This window comes from Stutzerimonas tianxiuensis (assembly GCF_053470365.1).
Genome location: NZ_JBPVWS010000002.1, coordinates 425,515 through 449,709, shown reverse-complemented (window position 1 = coordinate 449,709; position 24,195 = coordinate 425,515). Strand labels below are relative to the sequence as shown.

At 57.6% G+C, this 24,195-nt stretch carries 20 protein-coding genes; 11 read left to right on the top strand and 9 right to left on the bottom strand.

The annotated features are described in order from the left end of the window. The first annotated feature begins 138 nt into the window (after positions 1–138). The 10 genes from ACSSNI_RS04715 to ACSSNI_RS04670 all read left to right on the top strand — a co-directional run bounded on the left by ACSSNI_RS04715 (position 139) and on the right by ACSSNI_RS04670 (position 11,421). Positions 139–2,364: an NADP-dependent isocitrate dehydrogenase gene (locus ACSSNI_RS04715; RefSeq protein ID WP_200639494.1), complete on the top strand. Its 2,226-nt coding sequence runs from the start codon at positions 139–141 to the stop codon at positions 2,362–2,364. A 115-nt stretch (positions 2,365–2,479) separates the two neighbouring features. Further along, the gene (locus ACSSNI_RS04710; protein ID WP_148926092.1) at positions 2,480–2,920 is read left to right on the top strand and encodes an NUDIX hydrolase; all 441 of its coding nucleotides are present in this window, start codon (positions 2,480–2,482) and stop codon (positions 2,918–2,920) included. A gap of 66 nt (positions 2,921–2,986) precedes the next feature. Then, positions 2,987–4,117, top strand: a complete 1,131-nt coding sequence (gene mnmA, locus ACSSNI_RS04705; protein ID WP_200639493.1) for a tRNA 2-thiouridine(34) synthase MnmA — start codon at positions 2,987–2,989, stop codon at positions 4,115–4,117. Beyond that, positions 4,114–4,737, top strand: a complete 624-nt coding sequence (hflD, locus tag ACSSNI_RS04700; protein WP_200639492.1) for a high frequency lysogenization protein HflD — start codon at positions 4,114–4,116, stop codon at positions 4,735–4,737. The genes mnmA and hflD overlap by 4 nt, the downstream gene beginning before the upstream one ends. A 111-nt stretch (positions 4,738–4,848) precedes the next feature. Beyond that, complete coding sequence (gene purB / locus ACSSNI_RS04695) at positions 4,849–6,219, top strand: adenylosuccinate lyase (protein WP_200639491.1); 1,371 nt, start codon at positions 4,849–4,851, stop codon at positions 6,217–6,219. A 74-nt stretch (positions 6,220–6,293) separates the two neighbouring features. Further along, positions 6,294–7,460 carry a ribosomal protein uL16 3-hydroxylase gene (locus ACSSNI_RS04690; protein WP_148926095.1) on the top strand — a complete coding sequence of 389 codons (1,167 nt, stop codon included), beginning with the start codon at positions 6,294–6,296 and terminating at the stop codon, positions 7,458–7,460. Then, positions 7,453–7,878 carry a GNAT family N-acetyltransferase gene (locus ACSSNI_RS04685; protein ID WP_200639490.1) on the top strand — a complete coding sequence of 142 codons (426 nt, stop codon included), beginning with the start codon at positions 7,453–7,455 and terminating at the stop codon, positions 7,876–7,878. Before ACSSNI_RS04690 ends, ACSSNI_RS04685 begins: the two co-directional genes overlap by 8 nt. Before the next feature lie 4 nt (positions 7,879–7,882). Then, entirely contained in the window at positions 7,883–8,512 is a 630-nt protein-coding gene (locus ACSSNI_RS04680; RefSeq protein WP_200639489.1) for a DUF7931 domain-containing protein, read from the top strand. Continuing rightward, entirely contained in the window at positions 8,509–9,315 is an 807-nt protein-coding gene (locus tag ACSSNI_RS04675; RefSeq protein WP_200639488.1) for a secretin N-terminal domain-containing protein, read from the top strand. Before ACSSNI_RS04680 ends, ACSSNI_RS04675 begins: the two co-directional genes overlap by 4 nt. 510 nt (positions 9,316–9,825) lie before the next feature. Beyond that, a complete protein-coding gene (locus ACSSNI_RS04670; RefSeq protein WP_102836327.1) occupies positions 9,826–11,421 on the top strand; it encodes an isocitrate lyase in 1,596 nt (531 codons plus the stop codon). A 710-nt stretch (positions 11,422–12,131) separates the two neighbouring features. On the opposite strand, the gene ACSSNI_RS04665 is transcribed toward ACSSNI_RS04670, so the two are convergent. The 7 genes from ACSSNI_RS04665 to ppsA all read right to left on the bottom strand — a co-directional run bounded on the left by ACSSNI_RS04665 (position 12,132) and on the right by ppsA (position 19,165). Continuing rightward, positions 12,132–13,124: an OmpA family protein gene (locus ACSSNI_RS04665; protein WP_102836326.1), complete on the bottom strand. Its 993-nt coding sequence runs from the start codon at positions 13,122–13,124 to the stop codon at positions 12,132–12,134. 99 nt (positions 13,125–13,223) lie between these two features. Further along, the gene (sigX, locus tag ACSSNI_RS04660) at positions 13,224–13,814 is read right to left on the bottom strand and encodes an RNA polymerase sigma factor SigX (protein ID WP_148926099.1); all 591 of its coding nucleotides are present in this window, start codon (positions 13,812–13,814) and stop codon (positions 13,224–13,226) included. Positions 13,815–13,896: 82 nt separating this feature from the next. Then, entirely contained in the window at positions 13,897–14,721 is an 825-nt protein-coding gene (locus tag ACSSNI_RS04655; RefSeq protein ID WP_200639487.1) for a mechanosensitive ion channel family protein, read from the bottom strand. Positions 14,722–14,723: 2 nt separating this feature from the next. Beyond that, positions 14,724–14,969 carry a CrfX protein gene (locus tag ACSSNI_RS04650; protein WP_102836323.1) on the bottom strand — a complete coding sequence of 82 codons (246 nt, stop codon included), beginning with the start codon at positions 14,967–14,969 and terminating at the stop codon, positions 14,724–14,726. Between the two features lie 54 nt (positions 14,970–15,023). After that, complete coding sequence (locus tag ACSSNI_RS04645; RefSeq protein ID WP_102836322.1) at positions 15,024–16,016, bottom strand: zinc transporter ZntB; 993 nt, start codon at positions 16,014–16,016, stop codon at positions 15,024–15,026. A gap of 67 nt (positions 16,017–16,083) precedes the next feature. Next, positions 16,084–16,572, bottom strand: coding sequence for a ribonuclease E activity regulator RraA (rraA, locus tag ACSSNI_RS04640; RefSeq protein WP_102836321.1), 489 nt, complete (start codon positions 16,570–16,572; stop codon positions 16,084–16,086). A 220-nt stretch (positions 16,573–16,792) separates the two neighbouring features. Further along, positions 16,793–19,165, bottom strand: a complete 2,373-nt coding sequence (gene ppsA, locus ACSSNI_RS04635; protein WP_148926102.1) for a phosphoenolpyruvate synthase — start codon at positions 19,163–19,165, stop codon at positions 16,793–16,795. Positions 19,166–19,321: 156 nt separating this feature from the next. Between ppsA and ppsR the strand changes: the two genes are divergently transcribed. Continuing rightward, complete coding sequence (gene ppsR / locus ACSSNI_RS04630; RefSeq protein WP_148926103.1) at positions 19,322–20,140, top strand: posphoenolpyruvate synthetase regulatory kinase/phosphorylase PpsR; 819 nt, start codon at positions 19,322–19,324, stop codon at positions 20,138–20,140. 110 nt (positions 20,141–20,250) lie between these two features. Here the strand turns inward: ppsR and prpF are convergent, their stop codons facing one another. Next, complete coding sequence (gene prpF, locus ACSSNI_RS04625) at positions 20,251–21,438, bottom strand: 2-methylaconitate cis-trans isomerase PrpF (protein WP_200639486.1); 1,188 nt, start codon at positions 21,436–21,438, stop codon at positions 20,251–20,253. A gap of 118 nt (positions 21,439–21,556) precedes the next feature. Further along, on the bottom strand, positions 21,557–24,160 hold the full coding sequence (gene acnD / locus ACSSNI_RS04620; RefSeq protein WP_200639485.1) for a Fe/S-dependent 2-methylisocitrate dehydratase AcnD: 2,604 nt from the start codon (positions 24,158–24,160) through the stop codon (positions 21,557–21,559). Between the last annotated feature and the right edge of the window lie 35 nt (positions 24,161–24,195).

Sequence of the window (24,195 nt, the reverse complement as noted above, 5' to 3'; positions counted from 1 at the left end):
AAACACTCAACACTCCAGTGGTGCTGCATCCAACATCATCGCGGCGAACCTCGAGACTGGCACGGCTGACGCAGCCAGGGCGCCTACCTGCGCACTTCGAGTTTCTGTGCACGCTCAGCAAGAGAGAGTCAACTCTACATGTCCACCCGCTCGAAGATTATCTACACCTTCACCGACGAAGCCCCGGCGCTGGCCACCTACTCGCTTCTGCCAATTGTAGAAGCCTTTGCCGCCTCCGCTGATATAGCCGTCGAAACACGTGACATCTCTCTCGCAGGGCGCATTCTTGCAAGCTTTGCTGACCAGCTGGATGCCGATAAAGTAGTAGACGATGACCTGGCCATGCTTGCCGAGCTGACGAACCAGCCGGACGCCAACATCATCAAGCTGCCCAACATCAGCGCCTCCGTACCTCAGCTCAAGGCGGCTATCGCCGAACTGCAAGCCTTGGGCTATAACCTCCCCAACTTTCCAGAAGATCCGCAAACAGAAGCGGACAAGGAAGTGCGTGCACGCTACGGCAAGGTGCTCGGCAGCGCGGTAAACCCCGTCTTGCGAGAAGGAAACTCTGATCGGCGCGCACCAGCGGCCGTTAAAGCCTTCGCTCGCAAGCACCCGCACTCTATGGGCAAGTGGAGCAAGGCGTCGCAGTCGCATGCGGACTACATGCGCGGCGGCGATTTCTTCTCCAGCGAACAATCCATCACCATGGAAGCAGCCGGCGATGTGCGCATCGAGTTTGTCGGCAAGGATGGTAACGTCGAGGTCAAGAAGCAGCTCGCCCTACAAGAAGGCGAAGTGCTCGACGGCATGTTCATGAGCTGCAACAAGCTGCGCGAATTTTTCGAGCAAACGCTGCAGGATTGCAAAGAAACCGGCGTTATGTGGTCACTGCACGTCAAGGCGACCATGATGAAAATCTCGCATCCGATCGTCTTCGGCCATGCCGTTAGCGTTTACTACAAGGACGTCTTCGACAAGTACGGCGAGCTCTTCAAAGAACTGGGCGTTAATCCGAACAATGGAATCAGCAGCGTCTACGACAAGATCAAGTCGCTGCCCGACTCCCAGCAGGAAGAGATCCTTCACGACATCCACGCCTGCTATGCCGAGCGTCCTGAAATGGCGATGGTTGACTCTGTCAAAGGCATCACCAACCTGCACATCCCGAGTGATGTGATCGTCGACGCCTCCATGCCCGCCATGATCCGCAATTCGGGTCAGATGTGGGGCAAAGACGGAAAGCAGAAAGACACCAAAGCGGTGATGCCGGAGAGCACCTATGCTCGCATCTACCAGGAGATGATCAACTTCTGCAAAACCAACGGCGCCTTTGATCCTGTGACCATGGGCAGCGTACCGAACGTTGGCCTGATGGCACAAAAGGCCGAAGAGTACGGCTCTCACGACAAGACGTTCGAGATGCAAGCGGACGGCATCATGCGTGTCGTGCTGGCCGACGGCACCGTACTGATGCAGCACCCCGTGGAGAAAGGCGACATCTGGCGCGCTTGCCAGACCAAAGACGCACCAATTCGCGACTGGGTCAAGCTGGCCGTGACCCGCGCGCGCCAATCTGATACGCCGGCGATTTTCTGGCTTGACCCAGAGCGCGCTCATGATCGCGAGCTGCAGAAGAAGGTTGAAACCTACCTGCAGGACCATGACCTAGCTGGCCTCGACATCCGCATGATGGGCTACAACGAAGCCATCCGCGTCAGCATGGAACGCCTGATTCGTGGCCAGGACACCATCTCCGTGACCGGCAACGTGCTGCGCGATTACCTGACCGACTTGTTCCCGATCATGGAACTCGGGACCTCAGCGAAGATGCTGTCTATCGTCCCTCTTATGGCCGGTGGCGGCATGTACGAAACCGGTGCCGGTGGCTCTGCACCCAAGCACGTCCAGCAGCTGATCGAAGAAAACCATCTGCGCTGGGACTCGCTGGGCGAATTCCTGGCGCTGGCCGTGTCACTGGAAGAGACCGGCATAAAAACTGACAACGTCAAAGCCAAGCTACTTGGCAAGACGCTGGACGCTGCTACGGGCAAGCTGCTCGACAACAACAAGTCCCCGTCTCGCCGCACCGGCGAACTGGACAACCGCGGCAGCCACTTCTACCTGGCGCTGTACTGGGCGCAGGAGCTCGCAGCACAAACCGAAGACGCCGACCTGCAGGCCCAGTTCGCCCCCCTGGCGAAGCAGCTGAAGGATAACGAAGAAGCCATTCTTGCTGAGCTGGCCGAGGTGCAGGGTAAGCCAGTCGACATTGGCGGCTACTATCGCTCGAACCCCGAGCTGACCAGCAAGGCGATGCGCCCTAGCGCAACGTTCAACGCTGCGCTCGCCGCCCTTGCTTGATCAGGGCTGCTGTTACTGACGCATGAAACTGAACCCCGGCGCTAAGCCGGGGTTTCTTTTTTCGGACGTGCCCAATGCGCTGTCATCGAAGCTCGATAAAATGCAGAGGCCAAAAATGACCTGGCACCCACACATCACCGTGGCGACGATTGTCGAAGCCGATGGCCGCTTCCTCATGGTCGAGGAATCAAAAGGCGGTCGATTGGTACTCAACCAACCGGCGGGACACCTAGAGCCCGACGAGACATTACGCCAGGCGGCGGTACGCGAAACCCTTGAGGAAACCGGCTGGGAAGTCCAGCTTGAGGGCGTAGTGGGAATCTACCTTTACACAGCCCCAAGCAATGGCGTGACCTACCAGCGCGTTTGCTTCTCGGCCTCGCCGATTCGCCATGACTCGCAGCGCGAGCTCGACACTGGCATTGTCGCCGCCCTCTGGTTGACTCGAGACGAACTGGCCCGGCAACCAGAACGTTGGCGCAGCGAGCTGATTCTTCGCTGTATTGATGACTACCTGACAGGCCCGACCCACGACCTCGCAGTCATCCGTGACTGATCGACCTTAACCGCTGGCTATGCCGGCCTGTTAGAATTGATGCTTTGCAGTTAATCCTGAGTCTTTATGCCTGATTCACCGCTCATTGCCCCTGAAAACCTGCGCGTCATCGTCGGCATGTCCGGCGGCGTCGACTCCTCGGTTTCCGCCCTGCTTTTGCTTGAACAGGGATACCAGGTCGAAGGCCTGTTCATGAAGAACTGGGAAGAAGATGACGGCACCGAGTACTGCACTGCGCGGGAAGATCTCGCTGACGCTCAGGCCGTCTGTGATCGGATCGGCATCAAACTGCATACAGCGAACTTTGCCGCCGAGTATTGGGACAACGTGTTCGAGCACTTTTTGGCTGAATACAAAGCCGGAAGGACGCCGAACCCGGACATTCTTTGCAACCGCGAGATCAAGTTCAAGGCGTTTCTTGATTATGCCCTGGCGCTCGGCGCCGATCTGATTGCCACCGGACACTACGTGCGACGCCGCGACATTGATGAGCGCAGCGAGTTGCTCAAGGGCCTAGACCCGAACAAGGATCAAAGCTATTTCCTTCATGCTGTTGGCGGCGAGCAGCTGGGCAAGACACTGTTTCCGGTAGGCGAACTAGAAAAGCCCGCAGTCCGGGCAGTTGCCGAAAAACACGGCTTGGCGACGGCAAAGAAGAAGGACTCGACAGGAATCTGCTTCATTGGCGAACGCCGGTTCAGCGATTTTCTCAAGCAGTATCTGCCTGCTCAGCCGGGCGACATCGAGACGATTGAAGGCGAGATCATTGGGCGCCATCACGGCCTCATGTATCACACCATTGGCCAGCGACAGGGTTTGGGAATTGGCGGCCTTAAGGATGCCAGCGACGAGCCCTGGTATGTTTTGAACAAAGATCTTGAACGCAACGTGCTGGTAGTAGGACAAGGCAATGATCACCCCTGGCTGTTTTCCCGCGCCCTGCTGGTGTCGGAAATTTTCTGGGTCAATCCGATCGACATGTCCACACCCTTGCGACTCTCAGCCAAGGTTCGCTACCGCCAAAGCGACCAGACCTGCACGCTGGAGCAGACCGATAACGGCTATCGAGCGGTCTTCGAGGAGCCGCAACGCGCCGTAACGCCTGGCCAGTCCGTGGTGTTCTATGACGGCGAGGTCTGCCTCGGTGGCGGCGTGATCGAAACTGCAGAGCCCTGGTTCGCTGGAGCCCGCCCATGACGCCGCGACAGGAGCAGCTCGTTGCCCTCGGCGCTGTATTCGAAGCTGCGGCACTGGTTGATCGAATAGCCCGAACCGGCCAGGTACCAAACGCTGCCTTGGCAAACCTGCTAGGCAGCCTATTGGTTCGAGAAGACAAGCCTGCTCTGGAAATCTATGGCGGCGATGACTTGAACCTTCGGGAGGGCTATCGAGCCCTAATCGGCGCACTGGAACGAGACACCAGCAGTCTGCAACGCGAGCCGCTGCGCTATGCGCTGGCGATGATAGGCCTGGAACGGCAACTGGATAAACGTAGAGACCTGTTACAGGTGATCGGTAGTCGCCTGGACCAGATACAGCAGCAGGCCGACCACTTTGGCCTGACGCACGAGAATGTGATCGCCTCATTTGGTGGACTGTACCAAGACACACTTAGCACCTTTCGCCAGCGTATTCAGGTCCAAGGCGATATGCGCCACCTTCAGCAGAGCGACAACGCCGCCAAGATCCGCGCGCTTCTGCTGGCAGGCATTCGTTCGGCGCGGCTCTGGCGCCAGCTTGGCGGGCACCGGTGGCAGATGGTATTCAGCCGGCGCAAGTTGCTCGACGAGCTCTACCCTATGCTCCGCTCGGAATAAGCCGCGACAGGTGGCTCGATAAGCAATGTCGCCACTGCAGCAGTCTACCCTTCGCTTTCATGTATAATCTGCGCCCTCTTTTCGTTGCTCGACTGTCCGAGAATGCCCTTTATGCAGCTTTCCTCGCTCACCGCGGTTTCCCCTGTCGATGGCCGCTACGCCGGCAAAACCAGCGCCCTGCGCCCCATTTTCAGTGAGTTCGGTTTGATTCGCTGCCGTGTCCAGGTTGAAGTTCGCTGGTTGCAGCGATTGGCGGCGCATGCCGGCATTCCTGAAGTGGCGCCCTTCTCGGACGAGGCCAACGCCCTTCTAGATCAGCTTGCCGAGAACTTTCAAGTCGAGCACGCCGAACGCGTCAAGGAATTCGAACGCACGACCAATCACGACGTGAAAGCTGTGGAATATCTCCTCAAGGAGCAAGCCAAGCAGCTGCCTGAACTGGCCAAGGTCAACGAGTTCATCCATTTCGCCTGCACCAGTGAGGACATCAACAACCTGTCCCACGGACTGATGCTGCGCGAAGGCCGGGACGAGGTGTTGTTGCCGCTGATGCGCCAACTGGCGGATGCAATCCGCAGCCTGGCCATCGCCCACGCCGATGTGCCGATGCTCTCCCGCACGCACGGCCAGCCGGCGTCGCCCACCACGCTGGGCAAGGAGCTGGCAAATGTGGTTTATCGTCTCGAACGCCAGATTGCACAGGTGGCGGCAGTACCACTGCTCGGCAAGATCAATGGCGCCGTCGGTAACTACAATGCCCACCTCTCAGCCTATCCCGACGTTGACTGGGAAGCTAACGCACGTGAATTCATCGAAAACGATCTTGGTCTTTCCTGGAACCCGTACACGACTCAGATCGAACCGCACGACTACATTGCTGAGCTGTTCGATGCAGTAGCACGCTTCAATACGATCCTCATCGACTTCGACCGCGACATCTGGGGCTACATCTCGTTGGGTTATTTCAAGCAGCGCACCGTCGCTGGCGAAATCGGCTCTTCGACCATGCCTCACAAGGTCAACCCGATCGACTTCGAAAACTCGGAAGGCAACCTCGGCATTGCCAATGCACTGCTCAGCCACTTGGCGAGCAAGTTGCCCATCTCGCGCTGGCAGCGGGACCTGACCGACTCCACCGTACTGCGCAATCTGGGTGTTGGTTTCGCTCACAGCATCATTGCGTACGAAGCCAGCCTCAAAGGTATCGGCAAACTGGAGCTCAACGAAGCGCGCATTGCCGAAGACCTCGACGCGTGCTGGGAAGTACTGGCCGAGCCGATCCAGACCGTCATGCGTCGGTATGCCATCGAAAACCCCTACGAGAAACTCAAGGAATTGACCCGAGGCAAAGGCATCAGCCCCGAGGCGCTGCAGACTTTCATCGAAGAACTGGATATGCCCGCCGAAGCCAAGCAGGAGCTGCGCAAACTGACTCCGGCCGCCTACATCGGCAACGCGGCCGAACAGGCCAAGCGGATCTGAGCGACCCATTTTTTGCACGCCCGGCTGTGCCGGGCGTTTTTATTTGCGGCTCTTAATAGAGCAAGGTACCTGGCATGACTTCCGACACCCCTTTGCAAATCCTCGGCGGGATCAGCGCGCGCGAGTTTCTTCGTGACTACTGGCAGAAAAAACCCCTACTGGTCCGCCAGGCCATTCCTGGGTTTGAAAGCCCGGTGTCTCCAGACGAATTGGCCGGTCTTTCGCTGGAAGAAGAAGTCGAGTCGCGCCTGGTCATCGAGCATGGCGACACGCCTTGGGAACTCCGCCGAGGACCGTTCAGCGAGGACACCTATCAGAACTTGCCAGAACGAGACTGGACTCTGCTTGTACAGGCCGTCGATCAGCTGGTGCCGGAAGTCGCCGAGCTGATCGAGCATTTTCGTTTCCTGCCAAACTGGCGAATCGACGACGTCATGGTCAGCTTCGCCGCGCCGGGCGGTGGTGTGGGTCCGCATTTCGACAATTACGACGTTTTCCTGCTACAGGCCCATGGACAGCGGCGCTGGCGCGTAGGACAGATGTGCGACAGCGAGAGCGCAATGCTCAAGCATGCCGACCTGCGCATACTTGCCGATTTTCAAGGCACTGACGAATGGGTTCTCGAGCCAGGCGACATGCTTTATCTGCCACCGAGACTGGCTCATTTCGGCACTGCCGAAGACGCATGCATGACCTACTCGCTGGGTTTCAGAGCACCCAGCGCAGCGGAGGTTCTAACCCACTTCACCGACTTCCTCGCGCAGTTTTTGCCAGATGAAGAACGTTACAGTGATGCAGACCTCCTCCCGATCGAAGACCCACACCAGATCCAGAGCGATGCGCTGGATCGTTTGCGAGCGATGCTCGCCGAGCATATGGGTGACGAGCGCTTGCTGCTCACCTGGTTCGGGCAGTTCATGACCGAGCCGCGCTATCCAGAGCGAGTACAGGGGCCGGAGATTGACGAACAGGCAATGCTGGCAGCGCTTGAGGATGGCGCCATACTGGTCCGCAACCTGAGTGCACGGCTGGCTTGGAGCGAGGTAGACATCGGCCTGTTGCTGTTTGCCAGCGGCCAAAGCCGACTGCTGCCAGGGCACTTAAAAGAGCTGCTGAAATTGGTTTGTTCCGCCGACGCGCTCCATGCAGAAAACCTCGCTGGGTGGCTGAGCGATGAGGATGGGCGTAATCTCATGCTGCAACTGGTCAAACAAGGAAGTCTGGAGTTTGCTGATGAGTGACATAGAAGTTCGCATCGTCGACTGGCAGCAGGACAACGCCGACCTACGCCGGATTCGGGAGACTGTGTTCATTGCTGAGCAATCGGTACCGCCCGAATTGGAATGGGATTCGGATGATGCTGAGGCCGTGCATTTCCTAGCTCTGGAAAGCGGCTATCCGATCGGTACCGCCCGACTACTTAATGACGGACACATTGGTCGCGTTTCGGTACTGCGCGACTGGCGAGGGATGAACGTCGGCGGCGCGCTGATGAAAGCGGTTATTAACGAGGCCGAGCGGCGCGGCCTCAATGAACAGCGACTCACCGCCCAAGTACACGCCACGTCGTTCTATGAGCGTCTTGGCTTTAAAGTCGTCAGCGAAGAATTTCTCGAGGCCGGCCTCCCCCACGTCGATATGCTAAGAAAGAGCCACTAGTTATATGGCGCATGACGACCCGGATCACTCTGTCAGTAAAGACGCCCCGTCGATGATCGAGTTCCAGTCACCGGGTCGTTTCCAGATTGACAACCCAGCGGCAACGCCAACACCGCTTCCAGAATGGAGCGCAGCGCCGTTTTCGCTAGGTGTCGATACAACAATTCAGCCATTCCATGACATGACTGGAGCACGTGAGCACGCGCTTTCGCTGATTGAGCAAGTCAGGCGCAACCTGAGCATCTACACACCAGATCTGGAACCCTGGTTGTACAACCACAGCAGCATTCAAATGTCATGCTCGCGGTTTTTGCGGGCGCATCCACGCAATCGCCTGCGTATCCTGGTGGGTGACTCGTCTCGCGCAGTCATCGAAGGGCACCGCTTGGTCACCCTCAGTCGCAGGTTAACCAGCAACTGCCGCATTCGCAGCGCTCATCCGGATTATCCAATACAAGCCTCCGCATTTCTTATAGCCGATGAATGCGGCGTGCTGATTCGACCGAACGCTGATCAATTCTCTGGTCATGCGTTATACCGGGACCCAGGGCGTGCTCGCCAACAGCAAAGGCTATTCGATGCCGCCTGGGACCGTAGTCTCCCTGATCCCGATATGCGGAGTTTTCTATTATGACTCGTAACGTTCTCGTTGCCTGCCTGTTGATCATTAGCTCGACGCTGCAGGCCGCGACAGAGGTCATTCCTCTGGATTTCCGCATGGCTGAAGACGTCCTACCGATTGCTCAATCAGTGGTAGGTGATCAAGGCAAGGTCGACGCATATGGCAACCAGCTGATCGTAAATGCACCGCCAGCTGTAATCACTGAATTGCGCGAGGTGCTGACCAGGCTCGATACTGAACCCCGCAGATTGCTCATCAGCGTCGATACGCAAAACACGGCTACAGGCATCGAAAGTGGCTACCGCATCGACGGTGCTACGCGCATCGGCGACGTCGAGATCCAGAGCGGACGCGGCGAGAACAGAGGTCGGGACCAGGTGAGGATTATTCGTCACAGTACTAGTAGCCAAGGCGGCGGAGTTCAACAAGTGCAAGCCACCGAGGGCTATCCGGCGCTGATCCAGGTAGGTCAAAGCATCCCAATCAACACCACGGGGAGCGATGGCTACGGGCAGATCTATCAGCAAACGCAGTATCGGGATGTAACTCGGGGCTTCTACGCCACCGCTACGGTCCAAGGCGACCGGGTGCAGGTGACAATCAGCAGCCATAACGACCGCATGAGCAATTCTCAGCCAGGCGCGATCAATATCCAGCAAACCGATACTCGAGTGAGCGGGCGGCTTGGGGAATGGATTGAGCTCGGTGGCGTCGACGAATCCGCAAGCTCTAGCGAGAGCGGCCTGGCACGCAGATATTCCACCGGCGGTCGCCAAGACCTATCGCTACGACTCAAAGTAGACACGCTGAATTAAAAAGGTTCAGCGGCGAAACACCGCTAAGTTAAAAAATGTAGTGCCTACTAAAGTTCACTACAAAACATTTGACGAACACTTTTCGCCAGCGCATTATGGCTCCGCTCCCGCTAACCAGGGGCCCTGAAGAGGGTCTCCGGATCGCACTCAGCCAACCAGCAGAGGCGTTCCGTGACTGTACTGCCCACAAGGCGGACTGACGAGGTTGCGACTGGAACGAGTCGTCCTGAGGGACGGGGAAGCGATTAACGCATCAGCTCGAGACATCAGTATGCTGACTCACTCAACGGCCCACGCGTCGCTGTGTGCAGGAATGCCACGATCATTCCACAGCTAACCGAAATCTCTTGCGGTCGTAACTGCATACCCTCCTCTCCTTGGTTCAATCCTCGTCTCGGTCGATATTTCGACGCTCTGCCGCGTGTTGCCCGCATCATCAGCGCAAACACGCAGGTTTCAGTGGGAAAAGTCGGTGCTCAACCAAACACGAATCTCTTTGAAGGATTGACCATGTCCGCTTATCAAAACGACATCAAAGCCGTTGCCGCTCTGAAAGAAGCAGCTGGAAGCAGCTGGAGCGCGATTAACCCTGAATCCGTAGCTCGCATGCGCGCTCAGAACCGATTCAAGACCGGTCTGGAAATTGCGCAGTACACTGCCGACATCATGCGCAAGGACATGGCCGAGTACGACGCCGACACGTCCGCCTACACGCAGTCCCTCGGCTGCTGGCACGGCTTCATCGGTCAGCAGAAGCTGATCTCCATCAAGAAGCACCTGAAGACTACCAACAAGCGTTACCTCTACCTGTCCGGCTGGATGGTTGCTGCTCTGCGCTCCGAGTTCGGCCCGCTGCCGGACCAGTCCATGCATGAGAAGACTGCCGTATCCGACCTGATCGAAGAGCTGTACACCTTCCTGCGTCAGGCTGACAGCCGCGAGCTGGACCTGCTGTTCACCGCGCTGGACGCTGCTCGTGAAGCTGGCGACAACGCCAAGGCTGCCGAAATTCAGAATCAGATCGATAACTACGAAACCCATATCGTACCGATCATCGCCGACATCGACGCTGGCTTCGGTAACCCGGAAGCCACTTACCTGCTGGCCAAGCGCATGATCGAAGCAGGCGCTTGCTGCATCCAGATCGAAAACCAGGTTTCCGACGAGAAGCAGTGCGGCCACCAGGACGGCAAAGTAACCGTTCCTCACGCCGACTTCCTGGCCAAGATCGCCGCCGTCCGCTATGCATTCCTCGAGCTGGGCATCGACAACGGCGTTATCGTTGCGCGTACCGACTCCCTGGGTGCCGGCCTGACCAAGCAGATCGCAGTGACCAAAGAGCCTGGTGACCTGGGCGACCTGTACAACTCCTTCCTGGATTGTGAAGAGGTCTCCGCTGCCGATCTGAACAACGGTGACGTGGTTCTGAACCGCGAAGGCAAGCTGCTGCGTCCTAAGCGCCTGCCGAGCAACCTGTTCCAGTTCCGCAAAGGCACCGGCGAAGCCCGCTGCGTCCTCGACTGCATCACTTCGCTGCAAAACGGCGCCGACCTGCTGTGGATCGAAACCGAGAAGCCTCATGTTGGCCAGATTGCAGCCATGGTTGACGAGATCCGTAAAGAGATCCCGAACGCCAAGCTGGTCTACAACAATAGCCCGTCGTTCAACTGGACCCTCAACTTCCGCCAGCAGGTGTTCGATGCATTCGTTGCCGAAGGCAAAGATGTCTCAGCCTACGATCGCGCCAAACTGATGAGCGTCGAGTACGACGAAACCGAACTGGCTCAAGTTGCCGACGAGAAGATCCGTACCTTCCAGAAGGATGGCTCCGCTCACGCCGGTATCTTCCACCACCTGATCACCCTGCCGACCTACCACACCGCCGCACTGTCGACCGACAATCTGGCAAAAGGGTACTTCGCAGATCAGGGCATGCTGGCCTACGTCAAAGGTGTACAGCGTCAAGAGCTGCGTCAGGGTATCGCCTGCGTCAAGCACCAGAACATGGCTGGCTCCGACATCGGCGACAACCACAAGGAGTACTTCGCTGGCGAAGCGGCTCTGAAAGCGAGCGGTAAAGACAACACCATGAACCAGTTCCACTAAAAGCTGGATCTGACCCAGACACCGTCTGGGTCAATGGTCTGCAGATGCCTTGGCATCTGCCTAAAGGCTGCCCCTTAAAAGGGGCAGCCTTTTTGTTTGTGCAAGCGCTGCAATCTAGGCATGGGCATCACCTCAGTCGCCATACGAGCTCCTCTACTTTGACACCCCCAAGCATTACGCTGCAGAGCAGCTGCAGATGCTCGGGAATATCCGTTCTGGATCGAAACTTGTGAGCGGGCTGCGGCCGCCCAATAAGGAATACTGTGCAGGCATACTCCCAACCTGCCGAACGCTTGGTTCATAGCGGTATGCCGCTAGCAAACTCCCCTGAGGCAGCAGAGTGACGCACCTGGCATCTACCTCAGAGCATCATGCCACTGGCAAGCAAAGAGGCGGACTTCCATACATCGGAGCAATGATTGTGGCGGCTGGGAGAAGGAACTGTGAGGAACAGATACACGCCGAACGCCCGTGACGCGGGCGGCAGCCCTCAGGGTTATCAAGATGTGCGCCTTTCAGATAGCGCCTAGGGGCGATGGGTGCTGACGCTACTCACGTAGCACTTCCAAATGAAAAGGCGCTCACGATTGACATAACCGCGTGGCGACAAAAGCAAAAAACCCGATGCCAGAGTCTGGCATCGGGTTTTTTTATAGCTAGAAGGCATCTAAGACTTGCCAGGCGCCGGCTGAGCTAGCAAAACAAGATCATTAACGAACCTGTGCTTCGACTTCTGCTTCCACGCGACGGTTAATCTGACGCCCTTCTTCAGTGCTGTTGTCAGCAACCGGCCGGGTTTCACCGTAACCGACGGAATCGACACGCTGGCTCTCAACGCCGTACTGGTTAACCAGTACTTCGCGAACGGCCTGGGCACGACGCTCGGACAACCGCTGGTTGTACTGATCGGTACCCACCGAGTCAGTGTGACCCTCAACGGTAGTGTTGGTCTGAGGATACTGCTGCATGAAATCAGCCAGATTCTTGATGTCGTTGTAGCTTTCTTCGCGAACACGCGCCTTGTCAAAATCGAATTTGACGTCCAGCTCGACGCGGACCAGTTCCGGTTCCGGCTCTGGCTCGTTGTCGACCATAGGTGCTGGCGCTGGAGCCGGGGTCGGCTCGACCTGTGCAACCTGCTGCTGAGCACCACCACCGAAGTTCAGGCCAACGCCTACGCCAGCCATCCACTCGGCTTCGTCCGCGTCGATGTTGTACATGCCGTCAACACTTGCCTTGGCAAAGAAGTTTTCGGTGAAGTAGTACTTCACGCCCGTACCGACATTGGCAAAGGTGCTGTGATCACGACCGCCACGCGCGGCTTGACCGATGCTCTGGTGAGCTGCCCCGGCGGACACATAGGGACGCAGACCGACACCTGGCTGACCGAAGTGATAGGTAGCATCAAGGGAAGTCAGGCTGCCTTTGATGTCCTTATGACCGCCCGCGCCAACAGGGTCTTGGGACGTCAAGTCATGGTATTCGCCATATGACAAACCAAGCGAAACGTCATCAGTCAGGAAATAGCTAGCGCCAGCCCCGTACAGTTCGCCGTCACGCTGCACATCGCGCGAGCTATCGGTGAAATAATGCTTACCGAATGCCTCCACCTCTACGGCACCTTGGCCTTGGGCCAGCGCGCTAATAGAAGTGGCGGCAACCAAAGAGCCAATTACAACGCCTAAGGTGTTTTTAAGCTTCATCCGTAAATCCCCATCTGGTGGTGAGTATCAGAACAATCTAAGGAAACCGGCTAACTGCAAGCCCAAGCTGTTCGCTAACAATAGGACAGCTTAATGCCATTAAGTTTCAGCGACTCCCGAGAATTTTTCGCGCAATTTATCAAGCGCTCGTTTGTAACGCATCTTCGTTGCGCTTAGTCCCATGTGCATGATGTCGGCAATTTCCTGAAACTCCAGTTCCGCGACAAAACGCAAAACAAGAATCTCCCGATCAATCTGATTCACATGAACGAGCCACTTGTCTAGCTCGGGCCTTTGTTCAACGCTGGGAGCCTTTTCGTCGGATGCTTCCTCGACAGGATCAAGGCTCAATGCATCAAGTAAACGCCGCTTGCGACGCTCCTTTCGGTATTGGGTAATGCACTCGTTATAAGTGATGCTATATAGCCATGTTTTAAACTTCGATTTACCTTCGAAGTTCTTCAAGCCATATAAAACCTTAAGCATCACTTCCTGACAGACGTCATCTGCGTCTCGGTCGTTTCCCAAATACCGCGCACATACATTGAAGAGCGTGCGTTGATAACGGCGCATTAACTCTTCATAGGCGCGTGTTATATGAAACAGCTCGGCATGGGCACGCTGCACCAGCTCCTCATCGGAGAGCTGGCGGGGGTCGTAGCTCATGGTCGGCGGTTGGGCTTTAGTCAAGACGCTTCGAACCGGCAATAATCGTGGCGGCCGTTTGCGGTAACCCGCAAAAGAGGCGGCGCACTTTAACAGAATACCGGGCCTAACGGCTGCCTACGCGCTGCTCAAGCAGCACTCTATTTGCAACCGAGATCAGCTCGCCCTCATCAGTGAGCAGCAAGGTTTTCGCTGTCCCGATCTCTTCAATCGAACCCTCCAGCTCTTCGATGCGCACCCTTTGGCCAACCTCATATAGTTCACGCACGTAGATGCCAGCGAGAATCTGACTCACCAGCTCTCGGCTGCCAAGGCCGAAAGCCAGCGCAACAGCCAACCCAATGGATATCAGCGCGATGGCAATAACGTAGTTGAGCAGCTCCGTCTTTACCTCGAGCTGACCGATTGCCACCGAGATGATGATGATGATCACCAAGCCTTGCGCAATCCGCCCGAGCCCAGCGGAGTATTCAAGGCCGACGCTCTCCGCAGCTCCTCTCACCAGCCCATTGACCAGCTGAGCCAGCAGTATGCCAACCAACAGAATCAGCCCCGCGCCAAAAACCTTAGGCACATAAAGCGCGAGCATATCGAGTGTTGCCGAAACGCGGGCGAGGCCCAGGGATTCTGCAGCCGACACCAAGAAGATCAGCAACACGAACCAATAGACAATCTTGCCGATCAACACCGAGATCGGCATGCGAATACCTGCACGCCCAAGCAGCTTTGTCGCCCCGGTACCGGCAACCAACCGGTCCAGTCCTATTTTGGCTAGGACCTTCGACAGCAGCGTGTCCAAAAGTTTGGCAACCACAAAACCGATAGCTACGAGCAACAGCGCCCCGAACAAGCGCGGGATGAATGCAGCGACGGGTTGCCAAAGAGCGCTCATAGCACCCAGAAAGCTCTGGCTCCAGGGATCAAGTTCCATGATCAATCGGCCTTATTGAAAGAGGTACGGGAATCGGAATGACGACGGGTAACAGCCGAGGTGTGCGGAGCGCCGCTATTGAAGGCGATCATAACGCCCTGCAGCCAGTGGCCAATCAGGCCAAACAGGTCGCCAGCACCCACCTGTCGATTAGCTGTTTTCAGAACACGATCCAGACGGGCATCGTCGTGACGCTCCGGCTGCGTATTGAGCATGTCCCGCAGGGATTCTTCAAAGGGGTCGTGCATGGTATACCTCGACAACAGTGTGACTCTGACGGCTCAGCCCTACGAGTAGTCACATCACACCCATTTCAGCCGGCGAAAGATCCACCACTGAAAAAACGCAACCGCTCCAATGAGCACACAGGCTATTGCGAACCCATAAGGGTTTTCGGAGCCAGGGATGCCGCCGACATTGATCCCGAGCAATCCGGTAAGAAAACTCATCGGCAGGAAAAAGCCGGTAATGATGCCGAGCAGGTACATGGTTCTATTCATTCGCTCGCGCATTCGCCTTTCTTCGGCTTCAAGCACCAGATTGACGCGCTCACGGACCAGCTCCAGCTCTTCCAGGTAACGTATCAACCGGTTGCTAAGCTCATTCCAGTAGTCCGTATCGTCGTCGACAAACCACGGCAGTCGATTGCGTGTCAGCTGCGCATAGATTTCGCGCTGCGGTAGCAGGAAACGGCGCAGACCAGCCGCCTGGCGCCGCAATGACAACATCTTGTCTTGTGGCGGCGTGTACCGTTCATCCGTCTCGACTCTGTCCTCTTCTGCATCCAGTTTTTCGGTCAGGACGGCGACGAGTTGATCAACCCGATCGGTAAGCGCGTCAGCCAGGCTCAGTAATACTTCGGACGCCGTTTTCGGACCAACTCCAGTTTCCAGTTGATGAAGCACCACCTCGGTCGAGCGCAGCGGCCGCAGGCGCAACGAAATCACTCTGCGCGCATCGGCAAAAACACGTAGCGAAACCATGTCCTCAGGCTCGGCGTCGGGGTTCAGGTTTACGCCCCGCAGAAACAGAAGCAACTCGTCGTCGGGCAGCGAAAGCAAACGCGGACGAGTATTTTCCTCCAACAATACGTCGCAGGCGAACGCACTCAAACCGCTATGGTTGCGCAGCCAAGCCTGTGCTTGTGCCTGACTTCGATCCCAATGGAGCCACAAGCTTTCATGCTCGGCCAATTCCAGACTGGAGATGTCCGTATAGCCAATCCTGCGTGCACCGCCTTGCCCGTTCAACACAAGGGCATGCAGAAGCCCTGTACGCCCTAGTTCATCATGCAACGGCCCCGCCTCCTACAAATCGCAAAAAAGCCCGGCATTGCCGGGCTTGATCAACCGACGCCCCTGCTCAATCAGGCATCTTGAGCTCTTCGGGCGAAACGATAATACCGTTGTTGTCGGCATACACGTATTCACCAGGGCGGAAAGTAACCCCGCAAAACGTCACCGGAACATTGAGGTCGCCGATGCCGCGCTTGTCGGTTTTCATCGGATGGGTAGCCAAGGCCTGAACGCCCAGTTCCGTCTGCGCGATCACGTCGACATCACGTATGCAACCATAGATAACCAGACCTTCCCAGCCATTGCGTGCCGCCTTTTCGGCAAGCATGTCACCAAGCAATGCGCGGCGCAGCGAGCCGCCACCATCAACTACCAGCACCTTGCCAGTACCGTCGAGATCCACCTGCTCCTTGACCAACGAATTGTCTTCGAAGCATTTGATGGTGACGATTTGACCGCCGAAGGAGTCGCGGCCACCGAAATTACTGAACATCGGCTCAACCACCTGCACCAACTCGGGGTAGGCATCGCAGAGATCAGGGGTGATGTATTGCATGGTAAGTTTCCTTATTCTTGAAACGCGTCCGGCGTTGGACGTAAACATCCACCATGGACAAGCAGTTCGGTCACCAATCTCTATCACCGAGTCCCGCAGCAATCGCTACAACAGTCCTGGCAAAGCCGCGCCTAACGCGACAGCGGTAGACGGCTGAGATTATGACGCGATGGAGATCAAGCAGAAGGGCGACAATCACCCTTCTGCCGTTCTGCTGCGTTTATTTGATTTCGGCGTCCGCCAGGAAGAACCAGGTATCGAGTACAGAATCCGGGTTCAGCGATACGCTTTCAATGCCCTGCTCCATCAGCCATTTGGCCAGATCAGGGTGATCGGAAGGACCCTGACCACAGATGCCGATGTACTTCCCCGCTTTATTACAAGCTTCGATCGCGTTCGCCAGCAGCTTCTTGACGGCCGGGTTACGCTCATCGAACAGATGAGCAATGATTCCGGAGTCACGGTCCAGACCAAGCGTAAGCTGGGTCATGTCGTTTGAGCCAATGGAGAAGCCGTCAAAGAACTCCAGGAACTCATCTGCCAACAACGCGTTGGACGGCAGCTCGCACATCATGATGATGCGCAGCCCGTTCTCGCCACGCTTGAGACCGAACTGTCCCAGGATGTCGATAACCTGGGAGGCCTCGCCCAAGGTGCGCACGAAAGGCACCATCAGTTCGACATTGGTCAGTCCCATCACGTCACGAACCTTGCGCATCGCACGGCATTCGAGCTCGAAGCAGTCGCGGAAGGATTCGCTGATGTAACGCGATGCGCCGCGGAAGCCGAGCATCGGATTTTCTTCTTCCGGCTCGTAAAGCTTGCCACCTATCAGATTGGCGTATTCGTTGGACTTGAAGTCAGACAGCCGCACGATGACTTTTTTCGGCCAGAACGCAGCCGCCAGGGTGCTGACGCCCTCGACCAACTTCTCGACGTAGAAGTCGACCGGGTCGCCGTAGCCGGCAATGCGCTTCTCGACACTGCTCTTCACATCAGCCGGCAAGCCATCGAAGTTGAGCAGCGCCTTGGGGTGGACACCGATCATTCGGTTGATAATGAATTCGAGACGCGCCAGACCGACGCCTTCATTGGGCAGCTGGGCGAAATCAAACGCACGGTCCGGGTTACCGACGTTCATCATGATCTTGAACGGCAGTTCCGGCATAGCGTCGATAGAGTTCTGACGGATGTCGAAGCCCAGCTCGCCCTCAAAGATCAGGCCTGTGTCGCCCTCGGCACAGGTGACGGTGACCCGTTGGCCGTCCTGAAGCAACTCGGTGGCGTTACCGCAACCGACCACTGCAGGGATACCCAATTCGCGAGCGATAATGGCCGCGTGGCACGTGCGACCACCGCGGTTAGTGACAATGGCGCTAGCGCGCTTCATCACCGGCTCCCAGTCAGGGTCGGTCATGTCGGAAACCAGCACATCGCCCGGCTGAACCTTGTCCATCTCGGAAACGTTGTGAATGATCTTTACCGGACCTGCACCAATACGCTGACCGATGGCTCGGCCTTCGACCAGTACCTTGCCTTTCTCCTTCAGCAGGTAACGTTCCATGACGTTACCGCTGCTGCGGCTCTTAACTGTTTCAGGGCGCGCCTGGACGATGTACAGCTGATTGTCATCACCATCTTTTGCCCACTCGATGTCCATCGGGCGGCCATAATGCTTCTCGATGGTCATCGCCTGATGCGCGAGATTAGCCACTTCCTCATCGGTCAGGCAGAACCGCATGCGGTCAGCCTGGTCAACCTCGACGGTCTTGACCGACTTGCCGGCACTCGCCTCTTCCCCGTAGACCATCTTGATAGCCTTGCTGCCGAGATTGCGGCGCAGGATGGCTGGGCGGCCGGCTTCGAGGGTGTGCTTGTGTACGTAGAACTCATCTGGGTTGACCGCACCCTGGACAACAGTCTCGCCGAGGCCATAGGCACCAGTGATGAACACGACGTCGCGAAATCCTGACTCAGTGTCCAGCGTAAACATCACGCCTGCAGTGCCGGTCTCGGAGCGAACCATGCGCTGAACACCCGCTGACAGCGCGACCAACTTGTGGTCGAAGCCCTGATGGACACGGTATGCGATTGCACGGTCGTTGAAGAGGGAGGCGAAGACCTCCTTGGCAGCACGAATAACGTTGTCGACGCCACGGATGTTAAGGAAGGTTTCCTGCTGTCCGGCGAACGAAGCGTCCGGCAGGTCCTCCGCAGTCGCCGAAGAGCGAACTGCAACCGCCATGTGCTCATTGCCACCGGCCATTTCAGCAAATGCGGTTCGGATGTCGGCATCTAGCTTGGGAGGAAATTGCGCCTCCATGACCCAGCCGCGGATCTGCGCGCCGGCTTTGGCAAGCGCGTTGACGTCGTCCACGTCCAGCGCATCGAGAAGCTCATGGATTTGCTCGTTAAGACCGCTAAGCTCCATGAAATCACGATAGGCCTCGGCGGTAGTGGCGAAACCACCAGGTACCGAAACACCTGCACCTGCCAGGTTGCTGATCATCTCGCCGAGGGAGGCGTTCTTGCCCCCTACACGCTCAACATCATGATTGCCGAGCTTATCGAGGGAAACTACGTACTCTACCAAGGTGATCTCTCCACGTTGTGTTGGAAACTCGGTTCGTGCCCATCCGCGGCACGGTGGCCTGGCCCTGCAAAATAAGTAACAATGCCTGCCAATCGAGGCTCGGCGAAGGGGCCTACTATAGCTGAGAACCGTTCTTGACTTAAGGTCCCAAGCGCAATGAAACGAACTGCATTTTTCATATCCGACGGTACCGGGATTACGGCCGAAACGCTCGGCCAAAGCCTACTGGCACAGTTCGAAACCATTACTTTCACAAAGCTCACGCGGCCATATATCGATACGGCTGAAAAAGCGCGGGCAATGGTACAGCAAATCAATAAGGCGGCGGACAGCGACGGCGCCCGACCGATCATATTCGATACGCTGGTAAACCAGGAGATACGTGACATCCTGGCCGAGTCCAATGGATTCATGATCGACATTTTTTCATCCTTCCTTGCCCCGCTGGAACATGAACTGATGTCACGTTCTTCCTATTCCGTCGGCAAATCCCATTCGATCAGCCATAACGCCAACTACATGGAGCGAATTGACGCTGTCAATTTCGCTCTGGACAACGATGACGGTGCCCGCACGCACTACTATGACAAGGCCGATCTTATTTTGGTCGGCGTCTCCAGGTGCGGCAAAACGCCCACCTGCTTGTACATGGCAATGCAGTACGGCATCCGGGCCGCCAACTATCCGCTGACCGAAGACGACATGGAGCGCCTGCAACTTCCTACCGCCCTCAAGACCCACCGCGACAAGCTGTTCGGTTTGACCATTGACCCTGACCGTTTGACCGCCATTCGCAACGAGCGCAAACCAAACAGCCGCTATGCCAGTTACGCCCAATGCGAGTTCGAAGTTCGCGAGGTCGAGAACTTATTCCGTCGCGAGAACATCAACTACATCAACTCGACCCATTTCTCGGTGGAAGAAATATCCGCCAAGATTCTTGTCGAGAAAGGCGTGGAACGCCGGCTCAAATAGCTGCCGTTTTGCTAGACAACAAAAAGTCCGCTTTGTGCGGACTTTTTTGTTATTCAACTCCAACCGAACCCGGTTCCGTCGCAAATCAGTCGTCGAGTGTCGTTATATCGTCAGAAGGTATCGCCGGGCACACACACACACCCCTCCATCAATATTCGAGCGCTGCGGCTCATGATCGCTTTGGTTACGCTCCACTGACCGTCGACCTGTTTTGCCTCTGCGCCGACACGTAGCGAGCCGGACGGATGGCCGAAGCGCACCGCCTGAGGCTCGCCGCCACCAGCAGCCAGATTGACCAGCGTACCCGGGACCGCAGCTGCCGTACCAATGGCCACCGCGCACGTACCCATCATCGCGTGATGCAGCTTGCCCATCGACAGAGCGCGGACGAGAAGGTCCACTTCGGTCGCATCAATGGTTTTTCCACTTGAGGTTCGATACGTTTTAGGCGGCGAGACAAAGGCTACCTTCGGCGTGTGCTGACGGGTCAGCGCTTCGTCCGCGGTCTTGATCAAGCCCATGCGCAACGCACCGGCCACACGAATCGACTCCAGACGAGACAGAGCGTCCGGATTGCCGTTGATGTCCTCACGCAGTTCGGTGCCCTGGTAGCCGATGTCCTCGGCATTGACGAAAACCGTCGGGATGCCCGCACTGATCATGGTCGCCTTGAGCGTACCGATGCCGAGAACCTCCAGATCATCCACCAGGTTGCCGGTGGGGAACATCGAACTACCCTCCTCGCCGTCATCGGACGGATCGAGGAATTCGAGCACGATCTCGGCAGCGGGAAAGGTCACGCCGTCCAAATCGAAATCACCGGTCTCCTGCACCTGGCCGTTGGTGACCGGCACGTGGGCGATGATGGTTTTGCCTATGTTGGCCTGCCAGATCCGAACCACGCAGGTGCCGTTTTTCGGAATGCGCTCGGCGTCCACTAAACCGGCATGCAGCGCGAACGCACCGGCGCCGGTTGAAAGGTTGCCGCAGTTGCCACTCCAATCGACAAAGGGCTTATCGATCGACACCTGTCCATAGAGGTACTCGACGTCGTGTTCAGGCCGACTGCTCTTCGACAGGATGACGCATTTGCTGGTGCTCGACGTGGCCCCGCCCATACCGTCTATGTGCGCCGAATACGGGTCGGGGCTGCCGATCACGCGCATGAACAGCTTGTCGCGCGCAGCGCCCGGCACTTGGCAGCTTTCCGGCAGGTCCTGCAGCCGGAAGAACACGCCCTTGCTGGTGCCGCCACGCATGTAGGTCGCGGGAATTCTGACCTGGGATACATGAGCCATGGAAATCTCGTCCTCATGAAACCGCTGCCACCGGCTGGCCACAGCGCAGATGAAAGATGCAATCGCCGCCCCGCTTCAGTACATGAGGTTGCACCGAAGCAGAGCGGCCGATTGGTAGTCACGCCTGTCCGAGGAAGTCCTTGGCGAAACGCTGAAGCACGCCGCCGGCCTCATAAACGCCGACTTCGGCCGCGGTGTCGAGGCGGCAGGTGACTGGGACACGGGTCTCTTCACCGCTCTTGTGGCGAATGACCAGGGCCAGGTCGCAGCGCGGCGACAGTTCACCTTCAATATCGAAGGTTTCCGTGCCATCGAGACCGAGGGTCAGGCGAGTGGTGCCAGCCTTGAACTCGACGGGTAGCACGCCCATGCCCACGAGATTCGTACGGTGAATGCGCTCGAAGCCTTCGGCGACGATTACCTCGACACCCGCCAGGCGCACGCCCTTGGCAGCCCAGTCACGTGAGGACCCCTGCCCGTAGTCAGCGCCAGCCACAATGATGAGGTTCTGCTTACGAGTCATGTAGCTCTCGATGGCTTCCCACATGCGCATCAACTTGCCTTCCGGCTCGACGCGCGCCAGCGACCCCTTCTGCACCTTACCGTCGACCACGGCCATCTCATTGACCAGCTGCGGGTTGGCGAACGTCGCCCGCTGCGCCGTGAGGTGGTCGCCACGATGGGTCGCGTATGAATTGAAGTCTTCCTCCGGCAGGCCCATTTTCGCCAGGTACTCGCCGGCGGCCGAGTTCAGCAGAATGGCATTGGACGGCGACAGGTGATCGGTGGTGATGTTGTCCGGCAGGATCGCCAGCGGACGCATACCCTTGAGCGTACGCTCGCCGGCCAGCGCACCTTCCCAGTACGGCGGACGACGGATGTAAGTGGACATCGGACGCCAGTCGTAGAGCGGGCTCTTGGCTTCCTCGATGGTGCCCAGATCGAACATCGGAATGTAGATCTGCTTGAACTGCTCCGGCTTGACCGAGGACGCGACGATGGCGTCGATCTCCTCGTCGGACGGCCAGAGATCCTTCAGGGTGATCGGATTGCCGTTCTTGTCGGTACCCAGCACATCCTGTTCGATATCGAAACGTACGGTACCGGCGATGGCATAAGCGACTACCAGCGGCGGCGAGGCAAGGAAGGCCTGCTTGGCGTACGGATGGATACGGCCGTCGAAGTTGCGGTTGCCAGAGAGGACTGCGGTGGCATACAGGTCGCGCTCGATGATTTCCTGCTGAATCACCGGATCTAGCGCACCGGACATGCCGTTACAGGTGGTGCAGGCGTAAGCGACGATGCCGAAACCGAGTTTTTCCAGCTCGCTCAGCAGCCCAGCTTCTTCCAGGTACAGCTTGGCGACCTTGGAACCCGGCGCGAAGGAAGTCTTCACCCAAGGCTTGCGCACCAGCCCCAGCTCGTTGGCCTTCTTGGCCAGCAGGCCGGCCGCAACCACGTTGCGCGGGTTGGAGGTGTTGGTGCAGCTGGTGATGGCAGCAATGATCACCGCACCGTCCGGCAACAGGCCTTCGGCCTCCTCCGCCCTGGCCGCAGCCAGCATGTCTTCGTCGGCGATGCCACGCTCGTGCAGCGCCGAGGTCGGCAGACGCTTGTGCGGGTTGGAAGGGCCGGCCATGTTGCGCACCACGCTGGACAGGTCGAATTCGAGCACGCGCTCGTATTCGGCACCTTCCAACGCGGTTGCCCACAGGCCCGTTTCCTTGGCGTACTGCTCGACGAGCGCAACCTGCTCCGGCTCGCGACCGGTCAGTTTGAGGTAATCGATGGTCTGCTGGTCGATGTAGAACATCGAAGCGGTGGCGCCGTATTCCGGACACATGTTGGAGATGGTCGCGCGATCGCCGATGGTCAGGCTGTCGGCGCCTTCGCCGAAGAACTCGACCCAGGCCCCGACCACACGTTCCCTGCGCAGGAACTCAGTCAGCGCGAGGACGATATCGGTGGCGGTGATGCCAGGCTGACGCTTGCCGGTCAGACGTACGCCGACAATGTCAGGCAGGCGCATCATTGAAGGTAGACCGAGCATCACGGTTTCGGCTTCCAGGCCGCCAACGCCGATGGCGATCACACCCAGCGCATCGACGTGAGGAGTGTGCGAGTCGGTGCCTACGCAGGTATCCGGAAAGGCCACGCCACCGCGAGCCTGAATCACCGGCGACATCTTCTCCAGGTTGATCTGGTGCATGATGCCGTTGCCGGCCGGGATCACGTCGACGTTCTTGAACGCGGTCTTTGTCCACTCAATGAAGTGGAAGCGGTCCTCGTTGCGTCGCTCCTCGACGGCTCGGTTCTTTTCGAACGCATCGGCATCGAAACCGGCAAATTCCACCGCCAGCGAGTGGTCTACGATCAACTGAGTCGGAACAACCGGGTTGACCTTCGCCGGGTCGCCGCCCTGCTCCGCGATCGCATCGCGCAGACCGGCGAGGTCGACGAGCGCGGTCTGGCCAAGAATGTCATGGCAGACGACGCGTGCCGGATACCAGGGAAAGTCGAGGTCGCGCTTGCGCTCGATGATCTGCTTCAGCGAATCGGTAAGCGCTTCGGGCTCACAGCGACGCACCAGCTGTTCGGCCAGGACGCGGGACGTATAGGGCAGCTTGTCATAGGAACCCGGTTGAATCGCTTCGATCGCCTCGCGGGTATCGAAGTAGTCAAGCCCAGTGCCAGGCAAAGGTTTGCGGTGTTCTGTATTCATGCCGAAAGAACTCAATTCAGTAATGTTCTGTGGGG